Annotated in this window: 13 protein-coding genes; 11 read left to right on the plus strand and 2 right to left on the minus strand. The window is 72.9% G+C overall.

All coding sequences use genetic code 11. The features are described from left to right. Positions 1 to 56: 56 nt before the first annotated feature. The 11 genes from coaD (at position 57) to ftsY (ending at position 12,014) form a co-directional block, all read left to right on the plus strand. Positions 57 to 545 carry a pantetheine-phosphate adenylyltransferase gene (gene coaD / locus EV190_RS06740; protein ID WP_133740591.1) on the plus strand — a complete coding sequence of 163 codons (489 nt, stop codon included), beginning with the start codon at positions 57 to 59 and terminating at the stop codon, positions 543 to 545. 191 nt (positions 546 to 736) lie between these two features. Further along, positions 737 to 1,291, plus strand: a complete 555-nt coding sequence (locus EV190_RS06745) for a YceD family protein (RefSeq protein ID WP_208113081.1) — start codon at positions 737 to 739, stop codon at positions 1,289 to 1,291. Between the two features lie 185 nt (positions 1,292 to 1,476). Continuing rightward, on the plus strand, positions 1,477 to 1,656 hold the full coding sequence (gene rpmF, locus EV190_RS06750; protein ID WP_133740593.1) for a 50S ribosomal protein L32: 180 nt from the start codon (positions 1,477 to 1,479) through the stop codon (positions 1,654 to 1,656). 276 nt (positions 1,657 to 1,932) lie between these two features. Further along, complete coding sequence (gene rnc, locus EV190_RS06755) at positions 1,933 to 2,661, plus strand: ribonuclease III (protein WP_133740594.1); 729 nt, start codon at positions 1,933 to 1,935, stop codon at positions 2,659 to 2,661. A 6-nt stretch (positions 2,662 to 2,667) separates the two neighbouring features. Next, a complete protein-coding gene (gene mutM, locus EV190_RS06760) occupies positions 2,668 to 3,552 on the plus strand; it encodes a bifunctional DNA-formamidopyrimidine glycosylase/DNA-(apurinic or apyrimidinic site) lyase (RefSeq protein ID WP_133740595.1) in 885 nt (294 codons plus the stop codon). Between the two features lie 42 nt (positions 3,553 to 3,594). Then, entirely contained in the window at positions 3,595 to 3,870 is a 276-nt protein-coding gene (locus tag EV190_RS06765; protein ID WP_133740596.1) for an acylphosphatase, read from the plus strand. 349 nt (positions 3,871 to 4,219) lie between these two features. Then, positions 4,220 to 4,411 carry a hypothetical protein gene (locus EV190_RS06770; protein WP_133740597.1) on the plus strand — a complete coding sequence of 64 codons (192 nt, stop codon included), beginning with the start codon at positions 4,220 to 4,222 and terminating at the stop codon, positions 4,409 to 4,411. Between the two features lie 494 nt (positions 4,412 to 4,905). Continuing rightward, positions 4,906 to 8,457: a chromosome segregation protein SMC gene (gene smc / locus EV190_RS06775; RefSeq protein WP_133740598.1), complete on the plus strand. Its 3,552-nt coding sequence runs from the start codon at positions 4,906 to 4,908 to the stop codon at positions 8,455 to 8,457. Between the two features lie 306 nt (positions 8,458 to 8,763). After that, positions 8,764 to 9,699, plus strand: a complete 936-nt coding sequence (locus tag EV190_RS06780; protein ID WP_133740599.1) for an ABC transporter substrate-binding protein — start codon at positions 8,764 to 8,766, stop codon at positions 9,697 to 9,699. Between the two features lie 20 nt (positions 9,700 to 9,719). Beyond that, positions 9,720 to 10,763, plus strand: a complete 1,044-nt coding sequence (locus tag EV190_RS06785; RefSeq protein WP_133740600.1) for a FecCD family ABC transporter permease — start codon at positions 9,720 to 9,722, stop codon at positions 10,761 to 10,763. Between the two features lie 81 nt (positions 10,764 to 10,844). Next, positions 10,845 to 12,014, plus strand: coding sequence for a signal recognition particle-docking protein FtsY (ftsY, locus tag EV190_RS06790; protein WP_133740601.1), 1,170 nt, complete (start codon positions 10,845 to 10,847; stop codon positions 12,012 to 12,014). A gap of 91 nt (positions 12,015 to 12,105) precedes the next feature. Here the strand turns inward: ftsY and EV190_RS06795 are convergent, their stop codons facing one another. Continuing rightward, positions 12,106 to 12,903: an ABC transporter permease subunit gene (locus EV190_RS06795; RefSeq protein ID WP_133740602.1), complete on the minus strand. Its 798-nt coding sequence runs from the start codon at positions 12,901 to 12,903 to the stop codon at positions 12,106 to 12,108. Beyond that, positions 12,893 to 13,822 (minus strand): ABC transporter ATP-binding protein, encoded by a 930-nt coding sequence (locus EV190_RS06800; protein WP_133740603.1) that lies wholly within the window; start codon positions 13,820 to 13,822, stop codon positions 12,893 to 12,895. The genes EV190_RS06795 and EV190_RS06800 overlap by 11 nt, the downstream gene beginning before the upstream one ends. Positions 13,823 to 14,173: the final 351 nt, after the last annotated feature.

Raw genomic sequence — 14,173 nt, forward strand, 5'->3', positions numbered from 1 at the left:
GAATCCTGGTGATACCGACTCGCCATCCCTGGAGACCACCAGAGAGGAGCGGTCTTGTGCGCCGCGTCGTCTGCCCCGGGTCCTTCGACCCCGTAACCAACGGCCACATCGACATCATCGGCCGGGTCGCGCGCCAGAACGAGGAGGTCATCGTCGCCGTTCTGGTCAACGTGAACAAGCGCGGCCTGTTCGCCGTGGACGAGAAGCTCGACATGCTCCGGGCCGCCACGGCGGAGTTCGGCAACGTCACCGTGGCCAAGTTCGACGGGCTGCTGGTGGACTTCTGCCGGCGCAACGACGTCTCCGCCATCGTGCGGAGCCTGCGCTCGGTCAGCGACTTCGACTACGAACTCCAGATCGCGCAGATGAACTACCAGCTCTCGGGCGTCGACACGCTGTTCCTGACGGCCAACCCGAAGTACTCCTTCCTCAGCTCCAGCCTGGTCCGCGAGGTCGCCCAGTACGGCGGGGACGTCAGCAGCCTGGTCCCCGGATACGTGGAGGAGCGGCTGCGGGAGAAGTACGCCGAACGCCTCGGTGAGTGATCCGAGGGGCTCTGATTTGGGGCGCGTCGACTCCTGTCGCTAGAATCGGTGCCTGACTGTGCCCGTGGTCCAGTCGCGCGGCCGCCGGTGACCGGCAGCCGCTGTCCCAGCCGTCGTTCCCGCGCACCGCGGGGGCGGGTCCCACCGAAAGCGCGATCATCCTGTCTCGTCTAGACCCCCGTTCCCCGTTCGTGGTCGACACCCGGCCGCTGGGCCGCCAGGCCGGCTCGATGCGGACGGACGTCCGTGTCGTCCCGGCTCCGGCGCCGTTGGCGGTGGGGATGGCCAGCGTGCCCGAGGGGAGCGAGATCGAGCTGGACTTCCGGCTCGAGGCCGTCATGGAGGGCGTGCTCGTGACGGGCGAGGCGCGGACCGCGTTCGCGGCCGAGTGCTCGCGCTGCCTGGACCCGCTGACCGAAGAGGTCGAGGCCGGCTTCCAGGAGCTCTTCCAGTATCCGCCGGACGACGACCCGTACGGGCGCGACGCCGGGGGAGAGGCGGACGCCGACGACGAGGATGAGGACTACTATCTTGAGGGCGACCTGCTCGACCTCGAGCCGGTGGTCCGCGACGCGGTGGTGCTCGCGCTGCCGTCGTCGCCGTTGTGCCGAGAGGACTGCCCCGGTCTGTGTGTGGACTGCGGCGTCCGACTGGCCGACGCCGGTCCTGACCACGGTCACGGCGACCGCGTCGACCCCCGATGGGAGGCGCTGCACCGGCTGCGCGAGGAGCCGGGAGAGCGCTGAACTCACAACCTAGGGAGCGTCGGGCGGACAGGCCGGCGAAACCCAGTAAGTCCGTGCTTCCCGACCGGGTTGCGCTCTCCGCTCCGGCGGGCAGATCCGCAAGGAGCATGGTGTTCCCCGCGAACGCGGGGATGACCGAGGAAAGTTAGCTCCCGCGCGCGCGGGGGTGACCCAGGAGGATTGAAGTGGCCGTCCCTAAGCGGAAGATGTCGCGGAGCAACACCCGCACCCGTCGCTCCCAGTGGAAGGCGTCGCGCCCGGTGCTGGTCAACTGCCCGCGCTGCCGCGACCCCAAGCTGCCGCACATCGCGTGCCCGACGTGCGGTACCTACAACAACCGCCAGGTCATCAGCCCGGCGTCCTAAGGCGGGCAAGGGCGGGTCCGGTGGTTTCGGGCCCGCCGTTCGCGCTTTCGCGCCCGCGAGGAGGAACCCGCGGGCGTCCGGGCCGTATCGGGGACATCCCGAGGCCGTGGTGGCCGCCGGGGAGGGAACGCCTCCGCGACGCTCACCTCGCCTTCGAGCATCCCTGATCGCCCGGGCAGTTCGCAGCCGTGTCCGATCTGCACAGTACGTTCACCATGCGGCGGTTCCCGCCCGGCGGGAGTGTCGCCCGGCGCAACACCAGGGATGTGAAAGCCGATGGCAACGCAGATCTCCGCGTCCGAGGCCCGTGAGTTCCAGAGGTCGGTCGGGGTCGACGTGGACCCCAAGATGCTGACCCGGGCGCTCACCCACCGGTCCTACGCCTACGAGAAGGGCGGGCTGCCGACCAACGAGCGGCTGGAGTTCCTCGGCGACTCCGTGCTGGGGCTGGTCGTCACCGACACCCTCTTCCGCACCCACCCGGACCTTCCCGAGGGGCAGCTGGCCAAGCTGCGCGCGGCCGTGGTCAACATGCGCGCGCTGGCCGACGTGGCCCGTGGCCTCGGAATCGGCCGCTACGTGCGCCTGGGCCGGGGCGAGGAGGGCACCGGGGGCCGGGACAAGTCCTCGATCCTGGCCGACACCCTGGAGGCCCTGATCGGCGCCGTCTACCTGGACCGCGGTCTGGACGAGGCCTCCGCGCTGGTGCACAGGCTGTTCGACCCGATGATCGCCAAGGCCTCGGGGCTGGGCGCGGGTCTGGACTGGAAGACCTCCCTGCAGGAGCTCACCGCCTCCGAGCTGCTCGGCGTGCCCGAGTACCAGGTCGAGGAGAGCGGCCCGGACCACCAGAAGACCTTCCGCGCCACGGTGCGGGTCGCGGGCCAGAGCTACGGTTCGGGCGAGGGGCGCAGCAAGAAGGAGGCCGAGCAGCAGGCCGCGGAGTCGGCCTGGAAGGCCATTCGGGCGGCGGCGGACGCGGGCGGCGCCGCGAGCGGGGGCTGAGCCGCGATGCCGGAGCTTCCCGAGGTCGAGGTCGTGCGGCGCGGACTGGAGCGCTGGGTCGTCGGCAGGTCCATCGGCGAGGCCGCGGTCCTGCACCCGCGCTCGGTGCGTCGGCACGCCCCCGGTCCGGCGGACTTCACCGGCCGCCTGGCCGGGCGCTCCGTCGCGCGGGCGCGGCGGCGCGGCAAGTACCTCTGGCTGACACTGGACTCGGGCGACGCGCTGCTGGCGCACCTGGGTATGAGCGGGCAGCTGCTGGTCCAGCCCCCCGGCGCGGACGACGAGCGGCACCTGCGGGTGCGCCTCCCGCTGACGCCGCCCGCGGGCGCCCCCGAACCGCTGGAGCTGCGCTTCGTGGACCAGCGCACCTTCGGCCACCTGCTGGTCGACCGGCTCGTCCCGGACGACGCGGGGGAGGGCCTGCCGTCGGTCATCGGGCACATCGCGCGCGACCCCCTGGACCCGGCCTTCGACGACGACGCCTTCGCCGCGGCGCTGCGCCGCAGACGCACCGGGGTCAAGCGGGCGCTGCTGGACCAGTCCCTGGTCAGCGGGGTGGGCAACATCTACGCGGACGAGGCGCTGTGGCTGGCCCGGCTGCACTGGGCCCGGCCGACCGAGTCGCTGCGCCGCCCGCAGGTCGACGCGCTCCTGGCGGCGGCCCGGGGGGTGATGACCGAGGCGCTGGCCCAGGGCGGGACCTCGTTCGACAGCCTCTACGTGAACGTCAACGGCGAGAGCGGCTACTTCGAGCGCAGCCTCAACGCCTACGGCCGCCGCGACCGCCCGTGCGGCCGGTGCGGCACGCCGATCCTGCGGGAGACGTTCATGAACCGCTCGTCGTACAGCTGTCCCAAGTGTCAGCCGGCACCGCGCGACGCGCGCTTCTGAGCCCCGCCAAGAGCCTGTTTCCGATCGCGAATGGGGTATCCGATGGGTGACATTCGTCTGACCGCCTGGGTGCGCGGCCGGGTGCAGGGCGTGGGCTTCCGTTGGTGGGTGCGATCGCGCGCGCTCGAACTCGGGCTGACCGGCGCCGCGACGAACCTGGTGGACGGCAGGGTGGAGGTCGTCGCCGAGGGGGAGCGCGCCGTGTGCGAGCGGCTGCTCGCGCTGTTGAGGAGCGGGCGGACCCCCGGAAGGGTGGATTCGGTCGTCGAGCGTTGGGCAAACCATAGGGGTTCTTTCACCGGATTCGACGAACGGTGAGTATGCTGGGGACAGCGACGCGATTCGTGTGATGCCTTCGTGTGTCGGGGCGCCTGCGCCACACCGGGGAGACGATCACTCTCCGTGGCCGGACTCGGTCCAGTGCCCGGAGCGGGGTATTCCGAAATGAATCGTGATCGCCCGCATGCCCCGGGTGGCACTGATAATCGCAGTCGTCTCCGGTTTTCATTCGATTCTTGACCGACGGCTCGCAGAGTGAGACGCTGGAAGGCACAATCACGCGCCTATCCACGTTCACATCCAGGTGACCGGACCACCGGTCGCCCGGTCGTGTTCCCGTCTCGCGTGCGAATTTCCGTCTGGTCACTCAGTGTGGAGGACCCGCATCATGGCGAAGGCTCTGTTCGGTCACGTCGGAGGCCCGGACCCGCGTATGGTTCAGGAAATGCGACGCTTGCAGAAGCGAGTACGCGATCTCGAGGACGAGGTCGGCCGACTCCAGACCCAGAACGACCAGCTCAGCGAGACGCTTACGGACGTCGCGGTCCGCGCCTCCGAGCGGGAGCCGGCCCTGGCCTGACGGGGTTCCACCGGCTCCGTGCCGCGGTCCACCGAAACGGGACGCCCACAGCGGTCTCGGCGTCCCGGTAGTCGACACCGGATGGCCATCGGTATTCGCGAGCCGTTTTCTTTTCTTCCAGTTTGATTTGTCGAGGGTTTACCCGGGGACTGTTTCCGACAATCCTCAATTGCCTCGACCGGTTCATATTTCTTTCGCGCGGATAATCGGCTCCGCTGACCGCACCGTCTCGCGGAGCCACACCGCGGCCCCCCGGACGCACCGTGAACGGCCGGAAGACGACGACCGCCTCCGGTCGGACCCGACTCCCCACGTGCGCCCGCGCCCCCTTCACCCCGTTCCTCCCGCTTCCCTGACATGTGCGCTGACCTGCGGTCCGCTCTGTGTCCGGAACCGTGTCGCACCCCGCGCGTATCGTGGCACCCTTGACTCCGGACGCCGCCGGGCCGGGAGGGCCCGGAGAGCGTCGAGGGGACGGGGAGGGGCGCACGGCCGTGTATTTGAAGAACCTCACGCTGCGCGGGTTCAAGTCCTTCGCCTCGGCCACCACGCTCCGCTTCGAGCCCGGGATCACCTGCGTCGTGGGCCCCAACGGCTCGGGCAAGTCCAACGTGGTGGACGCCCTGGCGTGGGTCATGGGCGAGCAGGGCGCCAAGTCGCTGCGCGGCGGGAAGATGGAGGACGTCATCTTCGCGGGCACGTCCTCGCGCCCCGCGCTGGGCCGCGCCGAGGTCAGCCTCACCATCGACAACACCGACGGCGCGCTGCCCATCGACTACTCCGAGGTCACCATCAGGCGGACCATGTTCCGCAACGGCGGCTCCGAGTACGCCGTCAACGGCGACACCTGCCGCCTGCTCGACATCCAGGACCTGCTCAGCGACTCGGGCATCGGCCGGGAGATGCACGTCATCGTCGGCCAGGGCCAGCTCGACACCGTCCTGCACGCGGGGCCCGAGGAGCGGCGGGCGCTCATCGAGGAGGCCGCGGGGATCCTCAAGCACCGCAAGCGCAAGGAGAAGGCGCTGCGCAAGCTCACCGCGATGCAGGGCAACCTCGACCGGGTCAACGACCTGGCCACCGAGCTGCGCCGCCAGCTCAAACCGCTGGGCAGGCAGGCCGAACTGGCCCGGCGCGCCGCCGTCGTCCAGGCCGACCTGCGCGACGCCCGGCTCCGCCTGCTCGCCGACGACATCGTTACCCTGCGCGAGACCCTGGCCAAGGAGGAGGCGGACGAGTCCGCGGTGCGCGAGCGCCGCTCGGCGGCCGAGCAGGCCCTGGCCGAGGCCCAGGAGCGCGAGGCCCGGCTCGACCAGGCCGCCACCGAGGCCGCCCCGCTGCTCGCCGGGGCGCAGGAGACCTACCACGGGCTGTCCCGGCTGAAGGAGCGGCTCAGCTCGGTCGCGAGCCTGGCCGCCGAACGCCACCGCGGCCTCACCGCGGGAGGGGACGAGGAGCGGCGCGGCCGCGACCCCGAGGAGCTGGAGCGCGAGGCCGAGGAGATCCGGGCGCAGGAGGAGGAGCTGGCGGAACGGCTGGATGCCGCCCGCGCCGAACTGGAGGGCGTCGTCTTCGAGCGAGCCGGGGCCGAGGCGGCCCTGCGCGAGGAGGAGCAGCGCGTCACCGCGGCCGCGCGCGCCGCCGCCGACCGCCGCGAGGGCCTGGCCAAGCTGCGCGGCCGGGTGGACGCCCTGCGCAGCAGGCTGGAGGCGGGGCAGGCCGAGGTGGAGCGGCTCGAACAGGCCGCCGCCGAGGCGCGCGAGCGCGCGGCGGAGGCCCGGCTGGAGTTCGAGGAGGCCCGTGTCGAGGCCGAGGGCCTGGACCTGGGCGACAGCGAACTGGAGGCCGCGCACGCCGAGGCCCGGGAGGAGCTGGCCGCCGCAGAGGCCCGCCTGAACGAGTTGCGCGACACCGAGCGCACCGCCGAGCGCGAGCGCGCCGCGCTCAGCGCGCGCAAGGAGGCCCTCTCCATGGGGCTGGACCACAAGGACGGCGCCGCGGCCCTCCTGGCCGCCGCCGAGCGCGTTCCCGGCCTGGTCGGCTCGCTCGCCGCCCTGGTCCAGGTCGAGCCCGGGGCCGAGACCGCGGTCGCCGCCGCGCTGGGCCCCGCGTCCGACGCCGTCGCGCTGGCCCGGACCGAGGACGCCCTCGCCGCGCTGGACCTGCTCAAGAGCGGGGACGCCGGGCGCGCCGGGATCATCGTGGCCGACCCCGGTCCTCACGCCGTTCCCCCGCGCGAGCGGTGGCCCGACCCGCCCGAGGGCGCCCGCTACGCCCTGGACGCCGTCACCCCGCCGCAGAGCCTGCGCGCGGCGCTGACCGCGCTGCTCGCCGACACCGTCCTGGTCGCCGACGTCTCCGCGGCGCGCCTCGCCATCGGGGAGCGGCCGGGGCTGCGCGCCGTCACCCCCGACGGGGACGTGCTCACCGCCGCGTTCGTGCACGGCGGTTCCGGCGCGGTGCCGAGCGTCCTGGAGGTCCGGGCGGCCGTGGACGAGGCCGCCGAGCGGCTGGAGGCGGCCGTCGACACGTGCAAGCGCGCCGCCGCCGACCTCGCCGAGGCCAAGGCCGAACGGGCCGCCGCCTCGGCCGCGGTCGAGGCGGTCGCGGCCCGCCGCCGCACGGCCGACAAGCGCCGCAACGAGGTCGCCGGGCAGGTCGGCAAGCTCGGAGGGCAGGCCCGCGCGGCCGCCCTCGAGGCCGAGCGGTACGTGGTCGCGGCGGGGAAGGCGGGGGAGGGCCGCGAGTCCGACCTGTTCGCGCTCGCCGCTCTGGAGGAGCGGCTGGAACAGGCCGAGGCCGAGCCCGTCGACGAGGACGATCCCGACACCTCCCGGCGCGACGAGCTCGCGGGCGCCGCGGCGCGCCTCCGCTCGGTGGAGATGGAGGCGCGGCTGGCGGTGCGCACCTCCGAGGAGCGGGTCCGCTCCATCACCGGCCGCGCCGAGGCGCTGCTGCGCTCGGCCGCCGCCGAACGCCGGGCCAGGGAGCAGGCCGCGCGCCGCCGGGAGCGGCGCCGGGCGCAGTCGCGGGTGGCCGAGGCGGTCGCCGAGGGCGCGGCCGAGGCGCTGTCCCGCATCGCGGTCTCGCTCGCCGCCGCCGACGGCGAGCGCAGGGTCGCCGAGGAGCGGCGGGCCGCCCGCGACGCCGAGCTCAGGACGGTGCGGGCCAGGGTCCGGGAGCTCTCGGTGGAGCTGGAGAAGCTCCTCAACGTCGTGCACGGCAGCGAGGTGGCCCGCGCCGAGCGCAGGCTGCGCCTGGAGCAGCTGGAGACACGCGCCCTGGACGGCCTGGGGGTCGAGGTCGAGGTGCTCGTGGCCGAGTACGGCCCGCACGTGCCGGTCCCGCCGCCCGCCGACGCCGGTCCGGCCGAACCGGCCCCGTACGTGCGCGAGGTCCAGGAGAAGCGCGCCAGGACCGCGGAGCGCCGGCTCAACCAGCTCGGCAGGGTCAACCCGCTGGCGCTGGAGGAGTTCGCCGCGCTGGAGGAGCGGCACAACTTCCTCACCACCCAGCTGGAGGACCTGAGGAAGACACGCCGCGACCTGCTGACCGTGGTCAAGGAGGTCGACGACCGGGTCCAGGAGGTGTTCGCCGCGGCCTACGCCGACGTGGAGCGCGAGTTCTCGGGGATCTTCGGGCGGCTCTTCCCGGGCGGCGACGGAAGGCTCGTCCTGACCGACCCCGACGACATGCTCGCCACCGGAGTCGAGGTCGAGGCCCGCCCGCCGGGGAAGAAGGTCAAGCGGCTGTCGCTGCTGTCCGGCGGGGAGCGCTCGCTGACGGCGGTCGCCTTCCTGGCCGCCATCTTCAAGGCCCGGCCGTCCCCGTTCTACGTGATGGACGAGGTCGAGGCGGCGCTGGACGACACCAACCTGCAGCGGCTGCTGGTGATCTTCGAGGAGCTGCGCGGGGCCTCCCAGCTCATCGTCATCACCCACCAGAAGCGCACGATGGAGTCCGCCGACGCGCTCTACGGCGTGACGATGCAGGGGGACGGGATATCCCGGGTGATCAGCCAGAAGCTCGACCGGGTGGCGGGCTGACGCCGGGACCGCGCCGGAGCGCGGCAAACCGGGGGGGCGGACCCCCGGCCGGTGGGCGCGCGATCTAGGATGGCGTGGTCGCGCCCGCTCCGGCCGGTCGCCGGTGACGGACGCGATGACGGCAGGTGAGCGAAGTCCGGACGACGAAACCGGCGCTGTCTACGCAACTGTGACGCCTTCTCCCGGAGGGAGGGGCGGAGCCAGGTCGCCTCGCGTGCCCGTCGGCGTTCACTGTCCTCGTGGGAAGGACGGTCCGTCCATGGCACGGGCGCGGTTCTCCCTGCTCTTCCTGTCGAAGGAGCCCCCGTGCGCATCGCACGAAACCTGGCGGCGTTCTCGCTGCCGGCGCTGCTCGTCCTGACCGCCTGCGGCGGCGGTTCGCAGTCCCCCGAGGAGCCGGCGGAGGAGAGCGCGTCCGCGGCCGGCTTCCCGGTGACCGTCACCGACGCCCGCGGCGAGGTCACCCTGGACGCCGCGCCCGAGCGCGTCGTCTCGCTGTCGCCGTCCCTCACCGAGATCCTGTTCGAGGTCGGCGCGGGGGACCAGGTGGTCGCCGCCGACGAGTACTCGAACCACCCGGAGGACGCTCCCACCACCGACCTGTCCGGGTTCACCCCCAACGTCGAGGCCATCGTCGAGTACGAACCCGACCTGGTGGTGCTGTCCGAAGACGGCGACGACATCACCGAGCAGCTGGAGAAGGTGATGGTCCCGGTCCTGCTGCTGCCGTCGGCCACGTCCCTGGACGACACCTACGCGCAGCTGGAGCTGCTCGGGGAGGCCACGGGCAACGCCGAGGAGGGCGCCGCGGCCGCCGACGAGCTCCGGACCCGCATCGACGGCATCGTCGCCGGGGTCGAGGAGGACGGCGGCGCGGAGGAGCTGACCTACTACCACGAGGTCGACGCCGCGATGTACTCGGTGACCTCCGAGACCTTCATCGGCCAGGTCTACGAGCTGTTCGGGCTCACCAACATCGCCGACGCCGCCGAGGACGCCGCGGGCGGCTACCCGCAGCTGTCGGCGGAGTTCATCGTCGAGGAGGACCCCGACCTGGTCTTCCTGTCCTACCCGGGCGGGGCCGAGGACTTCACCGGGCGCCCGGCCTTCGACTCGGTCACCGCCGTCCAGGAGGACCGCGTGGTCGAGCTGGACGCCGACACCTCCTCCCGCTGGGGCCCGCGGGTCGCCGACTTCGCGGAGGACGTGGCCGGGGCGGTCGAAGCGGCGCGGGAGAGCTGACCGGTACGGCGCAGCGTCCCATGGGAGCCAACCGGGGGGTGCGGGCCGCCGGCCTGCTGTGGACCGGCGGCGGCCTGGTCCTGCTCGCGGCCGCGATGGTCCTCGGGGCCGGAGCGGGCGCGGCCAGCATCACCTCGACCGACATCGTCCACGAGCTCCTCGCCCGCCTGGGGGTCGCCGGAGTGGATCCGCCCCTGTCGGAGAGGCAGCGGGCGGTCCTGCTCCAGCTCCGGCTGCCCAGGGTCGTGCTGGGCGCGGTGGTGGGCGGGCTGCTCGCCGTCGCGGGCGCGTCCTACCAGGGGGTGTTCCGCAACCCGCTGGCCGACCCCTACCTGCTGGGGGCGGCCGGAGGGGCGGGGCTGGGCGCGACCCTGCTCATCGTCTACGGCGGGGGGCTCGCGAGCCCGCTGCCGCTGGTGCCGATGGCGGCGTTCGCGGGGGCGCTGGCCGGGGTCATGGGCGCCTACCTGCTGGGCCGGACCGCGGGCGGCGGCGGTACCGCGTCGCTGCTGCTGGCGGGGGTGGCGGTGTCGTCCTTCCTGGCCGCGGTGCAGACCCTCGTCCAGCAGGCCGAGATCGACGACCTCCAGCGCGTCTACTCCTGGCTCCTGGGCGGTCTGGGCCGCGGCGGCTGGGAGGACCTGCGGCTCGTCGCGCCGTACGCGGTCGTGTCGACGCTGGTGCTGCTGGTGTGCGCGTACCTGCTCGACCTGCTCGCGCTCGGCGACGACAAGGCCGTCAGCCTGGGTCTGAACCCGGCCGCGGTGCGGCTGGTGGTGATCTCGGCGGCCTCGCTGGCCACCGCGGCCGCCGTCGCGGTGAGCGGCCTGATCGGGTTCGTGGGCATCGTGGTCCCGCACGTGGTGCGCCGCCTCGTCGGCCCGGCCTACCGCCGCATCCTGCCCGTGTCGCTGCTGTTCGGCGGCGCGTTCCTGGTGGCGGTCGACATCCTCGCGCGCACCCTGGTGGCCCCGGCCGAGCTTCCGATCGGTGTGGTGACCGCCTTCATCGGCGCGCCCTTCTTCGTCCTGGTCCTGCGCGCCACCCGCGGCCGCGTCGCGTGACCGCGCGCGGCGGGAGCGCCGGTGACTCCCCCGGCCGGGGTCTCCCGGGAATCGGCGGGCGTCTGGAAGACTGAAGGCGTTATGGACTACACGATCGTTGCCATTGTCATCTTCGTCGTCGCCCTGGTGGTGGCCGGAGGCACGCTCCTGTTCCGTCCCCGCGGCAGGCTGGAGAGCGCGGAGAAGCCGAGCGTCGAGGAGCCGCGGGGCTCGACGGCGGTCGCCGAACCGGAGGCCGGGGCCGAACCGGAGGCCGGCGCCGCGGGGGCGACCGCGGTGGCCGAACCCGTCGTCGAACCGGTCGCGCCGCCGCTGGTCGAGACCCCGCCGCCCTCGGCCGGGCGCCTGGTCCGGCTGCGCGCACGCCTCGCCCAGTCGCAGAACGTCTTCGGACGGGGGCTGCTGACCCTGCTGTCGGGCGACACGCTCGACGACGACGCCTGGGACGAGATCGAGGAGATCCTCATCACCTCCGACGTCGGCGTCACCTCGGCCGGGCAGATCGTGGAGAGCCTGCGGACCAAGGTCAGGGTGCTGGGCACCCGGAAGCCCGAGGAGGTCCGCGCGCTGCTGAAGGCCGAGCTGGTCGCGCACATCAACCCCGGGCTGGAGCGCGCCGTGCGCACCGAGCCGCACGGCGAGAGCCCGGCCGTGATCATGGTGGTCGGCGTGAACGGCGTCGGCAAGACCACCACCACCGGGAAGCTGGCCCGCGTCGTCATCGGCGACGGGGGCACCGTCGTGCTGGGCGCGGCCGACACCTTCCGGGCCGCCGCCGCCGAGCAGCTCCAGACCTGGGGCGAGCGCGTGGGCGCGCCGGTCGTGCGCAAGGAGGAGGGGGCCGACCCCGCCAGCGTCGCCTTCGACGCGGTCTCGCGGGGCATCGAGGACGGCGTGGACACCGTCATCATCGACACGGCCGGACGCCTGCACACCAAGACGGGCCTGATGGACGAGCTCGGCAAGGTCAAGCGGGTCGTGGAGAAGAAGTCCCAGGTGGACGAGGTGCTGCTGGTGCTGGACGCGACCACCGGCCAGAACGGGCTGCGCCAGGCGCGGGTGTTCGCCGAGGTCGTCAACGTCACCGGGATCGTGCTGACCAAGCTGGACGGCACCGCCAAGGGCGGCATCATCATCCAGGTGCAGCGTGAGCTCGGCGTGCCGGTCAAGCTCGTCGGCCTCGGCGAGGGGCCCGACGACCTGGCCCCCTTCGACACCGAGGCCTTCGTCGACGCGATCCTGGGCGGTTAGCCTCACCCGGCGCTCCGGGTCCCCGCTGTTGTCGATGCCGAAGGGCCTTGCTCCGCGCGGAGTAGGGCCCTTCGGCATCGACAACAGCGGTTCACACCCCGATGTCGCGGCGGTCGAACGCGGCCGCGGCGATCGCGGTCAGGACCGCCGCTGCGGCCGCCGGTACGGCGGTGGCCCCGGCGTCGAAGCCGTTGACCAGCGGGTCGGGAGCCATCGCGTAGTGGAACGCGGAGCCGAAGCGCAGCCACTCCAGCTCCTCGACCTGACGCGCGAAGGTGTTTCCGAGATAGCCCACGACCGCGAGGACAGCGGCGGCTCCCAGCGCGACGGCGCGTCGGCCGGTCGCCGCGCCGACGGCCAGCGCGACCGCTCCGTGGACCAGCGCGATCAGGGTGACGCCGGTGCTCGCGGCCAGGAGCCGGTCGAGGGGGATGTCGACGTCGATGGCCGGGCCGAGCAGGGCGAGCGTGCCGAACACGGTCAGGCCCGGTACCGCGAGGAAAACCGCCGACGCTGCGGCCCGTTGCAGGACGACGCCGACCCGGGTGACCGGGTGCGCCATGAGCAGCTCCAGCGCACCGGCCTCCTCGTCCCCGGCGATCGCCCGGGACCCCAGGGAGACGGCCGCGATCACCAGGAGGACCGGGACGAGCAGGCCGAACACGGTGGCGTTGAGATAGCCGTCGACGGTGGAGAGGCTGGTCCAGCCCATCGACTCCATGAAGCCCTCCGGCAGGGACTCCACGTAGGCGTCCATGGCGTCACCGGCCTCGCTCATCGACGGCCAGAAGGAGCCGTACAGTGCGGTCACCGCCGCGACGCCGACCGTCCAGCCGACGAGGGCGCGGAGGTTGTCCCGCAGGAACCGGGTGAAGACGCTACTCCGCATCGGACGGGCCCTCTCGGTCGGTGCCGTTGTTGTAGTGGGTGAAGAACAGGTCCTCCAGGTCGGGTTCGGCGCTGTCGAACTCCAGCACGGTGTGCCGCGCGGCGCGCTTGACGAGCGCGTCGGGGCTGCCGTCGACGACGCAGCTCACGGTGTCGCCGGAGACGTCGACATCGCGCACGTTCTCCAGGCCGGTGAACCCGGCCGCGTCGACCGGCGCGGCGAAGCGGATCCGGACCTGCCGGGAGGCGCGCTCGCGCAGCGCGTCCATGTCCTCGGTGGCCACGATCCGGCCCCGCCGGATGACGGCCGCGCGGTCCGCGACGTCCTGGACCTCGCCGAGCACGTGCGAGGACATGAACACGGTGCGGCCGTCGGCCCGGGTCTCGCGCACCATCTCCAGGAACTCCTGCTGCAGGAGGGGGTCCAGGCCGCTGGTGGGCTCGTCCAGGACGAGCAGCCGGGGCCGGTGCATGAACGCCTGCACCAGCCCCACCTTCTGCTTGTTGCCCTTGGACAGGCCGCGGACCGGTCGTGACAGGTCCAGGCCGAGCCGGTCGGCGAGTTCCCCGATCCGGGCGGGGGACACGCCGCCGCGCAGGTCGCCCAGGTAGGCGAGCAGTTCGCGGGCCGGGCGACGGCTCGCGACCGTCAGCTCGCCCGGGAGGTAGCCGACCTCGCGGCGGACGCGGACACCGTCGGCGCGCGGGTCGAGGCCCAGGACGCGGGCCTCCCCGCCCGAGCGGCGGATCAGGTCGAGCAGGATCCGGATGGTCGTCGACTTCCCCGCCCCGTTGGGGCCGAGGAAACCGAAGACCTCGCCCGCGCGGACCTCCAGGTCGAGGCCGAACAGGGCCCGGGTGCGGCCGTAGTTCTTGGTGAGAGCACGGGTGGTGATGACGGGCGGGGGTGCTGCGGTCATGGGAGCTCGCCCTTCTCGGAGCCTTCTCGTGCGGGGCTTTGTCGGATTGTGCCCGGAACCGGCGTCGTCCACGAGGGGAGCGGGCCGGGGGACCGCGAGGGCAACGGTTCCGTAACACGGCTCCGGGCGGTCCGGGACGTCGGCGGAGGCCGCGTCGCCGCGCCGGGCCCGGGCGCCCGCCCGTCCGGACGCGTGTTCACGCAGCCGTAACACCGTGTCCGATGTCTTTACGCGCGCGCAACAGTTCTGGTCGCACCGACTTAACAAGCCGGGAAGAGGCTTTCGGCCGTGGAACTGGTCGTCGAGCCCAAAGGCGCGCCCGAGCGAACCACTCACTCCCCAATGCGCCAG

Origin of the sequence: Actinorugispora endophytica (genome assembly GCF_004363075.1) — a bacterium.
In the GTDB taxonomy this organism is placed as follows: Bacteria; Actinomycetota; Actinomycetes; order Streptosporangiales; family Streptosporangiaceae; genus Actinorugispora; species Actinorugispora endophytica.

What these genes read in the sequence shown, in the direction of transcription:
- rnc (WP_133740594.1), top strand. Translation starts at nt 1,933, where the DNA reads ATGGCAACGCAGATCTCCGCGTCCGAGGCCCGTGAGTTCCAGAGGTCG.
- mutM (WP_133740595.1), top strand. Translation starts at nt 2,668, where the DNA reads ATGCCGGAGCTTCCCGAGGTCGAGGTCGTGCGGCGCGGACTGGAGCGC.
- EV190_RS06765 (WP_133740596.1), top strand. Translation starts at nt 3,595, where the DNA reads ATGGGTGACATTCGTCTGACCGCCTGGGTGCGCGGCCGGGTGCAGGGC.
- EV190_RS06770 (WP_133740597.1), top strand. Translation starts at nt 4,220, where the DNA reads ATGGCGAAGGCTCTGTTCGGTCACGTCGGAGGCCCGGACCCGCGTATG.
- EV190_RS06785 (WP_133740600.1), top strand. Translation starts at nt 9,720, where the DNA reads ATGGGAGCCAACCGGGGGGTGCGGGCCGCCGGCCTGCTGTGGACCGGC.
- ftsY (WP_133740601.1), top strand. Translation starts at nt 10,845, where the DNA reads ATGGACTACACGATCGTTGCCATTGTCATCTTCGTCGTCGCCCTGGTG.
- EV190_RS06795 (WP_133740602.1), bottom strand. Translation starts at nt 12,903, where the DNA reads ATGCGGAGTAGCGTCTTCACCCGGTTCCTGCGGGACAACCTCCGCGCC.
- EV190_RS06800 (WP_133740603.1), bottom strand. Translation starts at nt 13,822, where the DNA reads ATGACCGCAGCACCCCCGCCCGTCATCACCACCCGTGCTCTCACCAAG.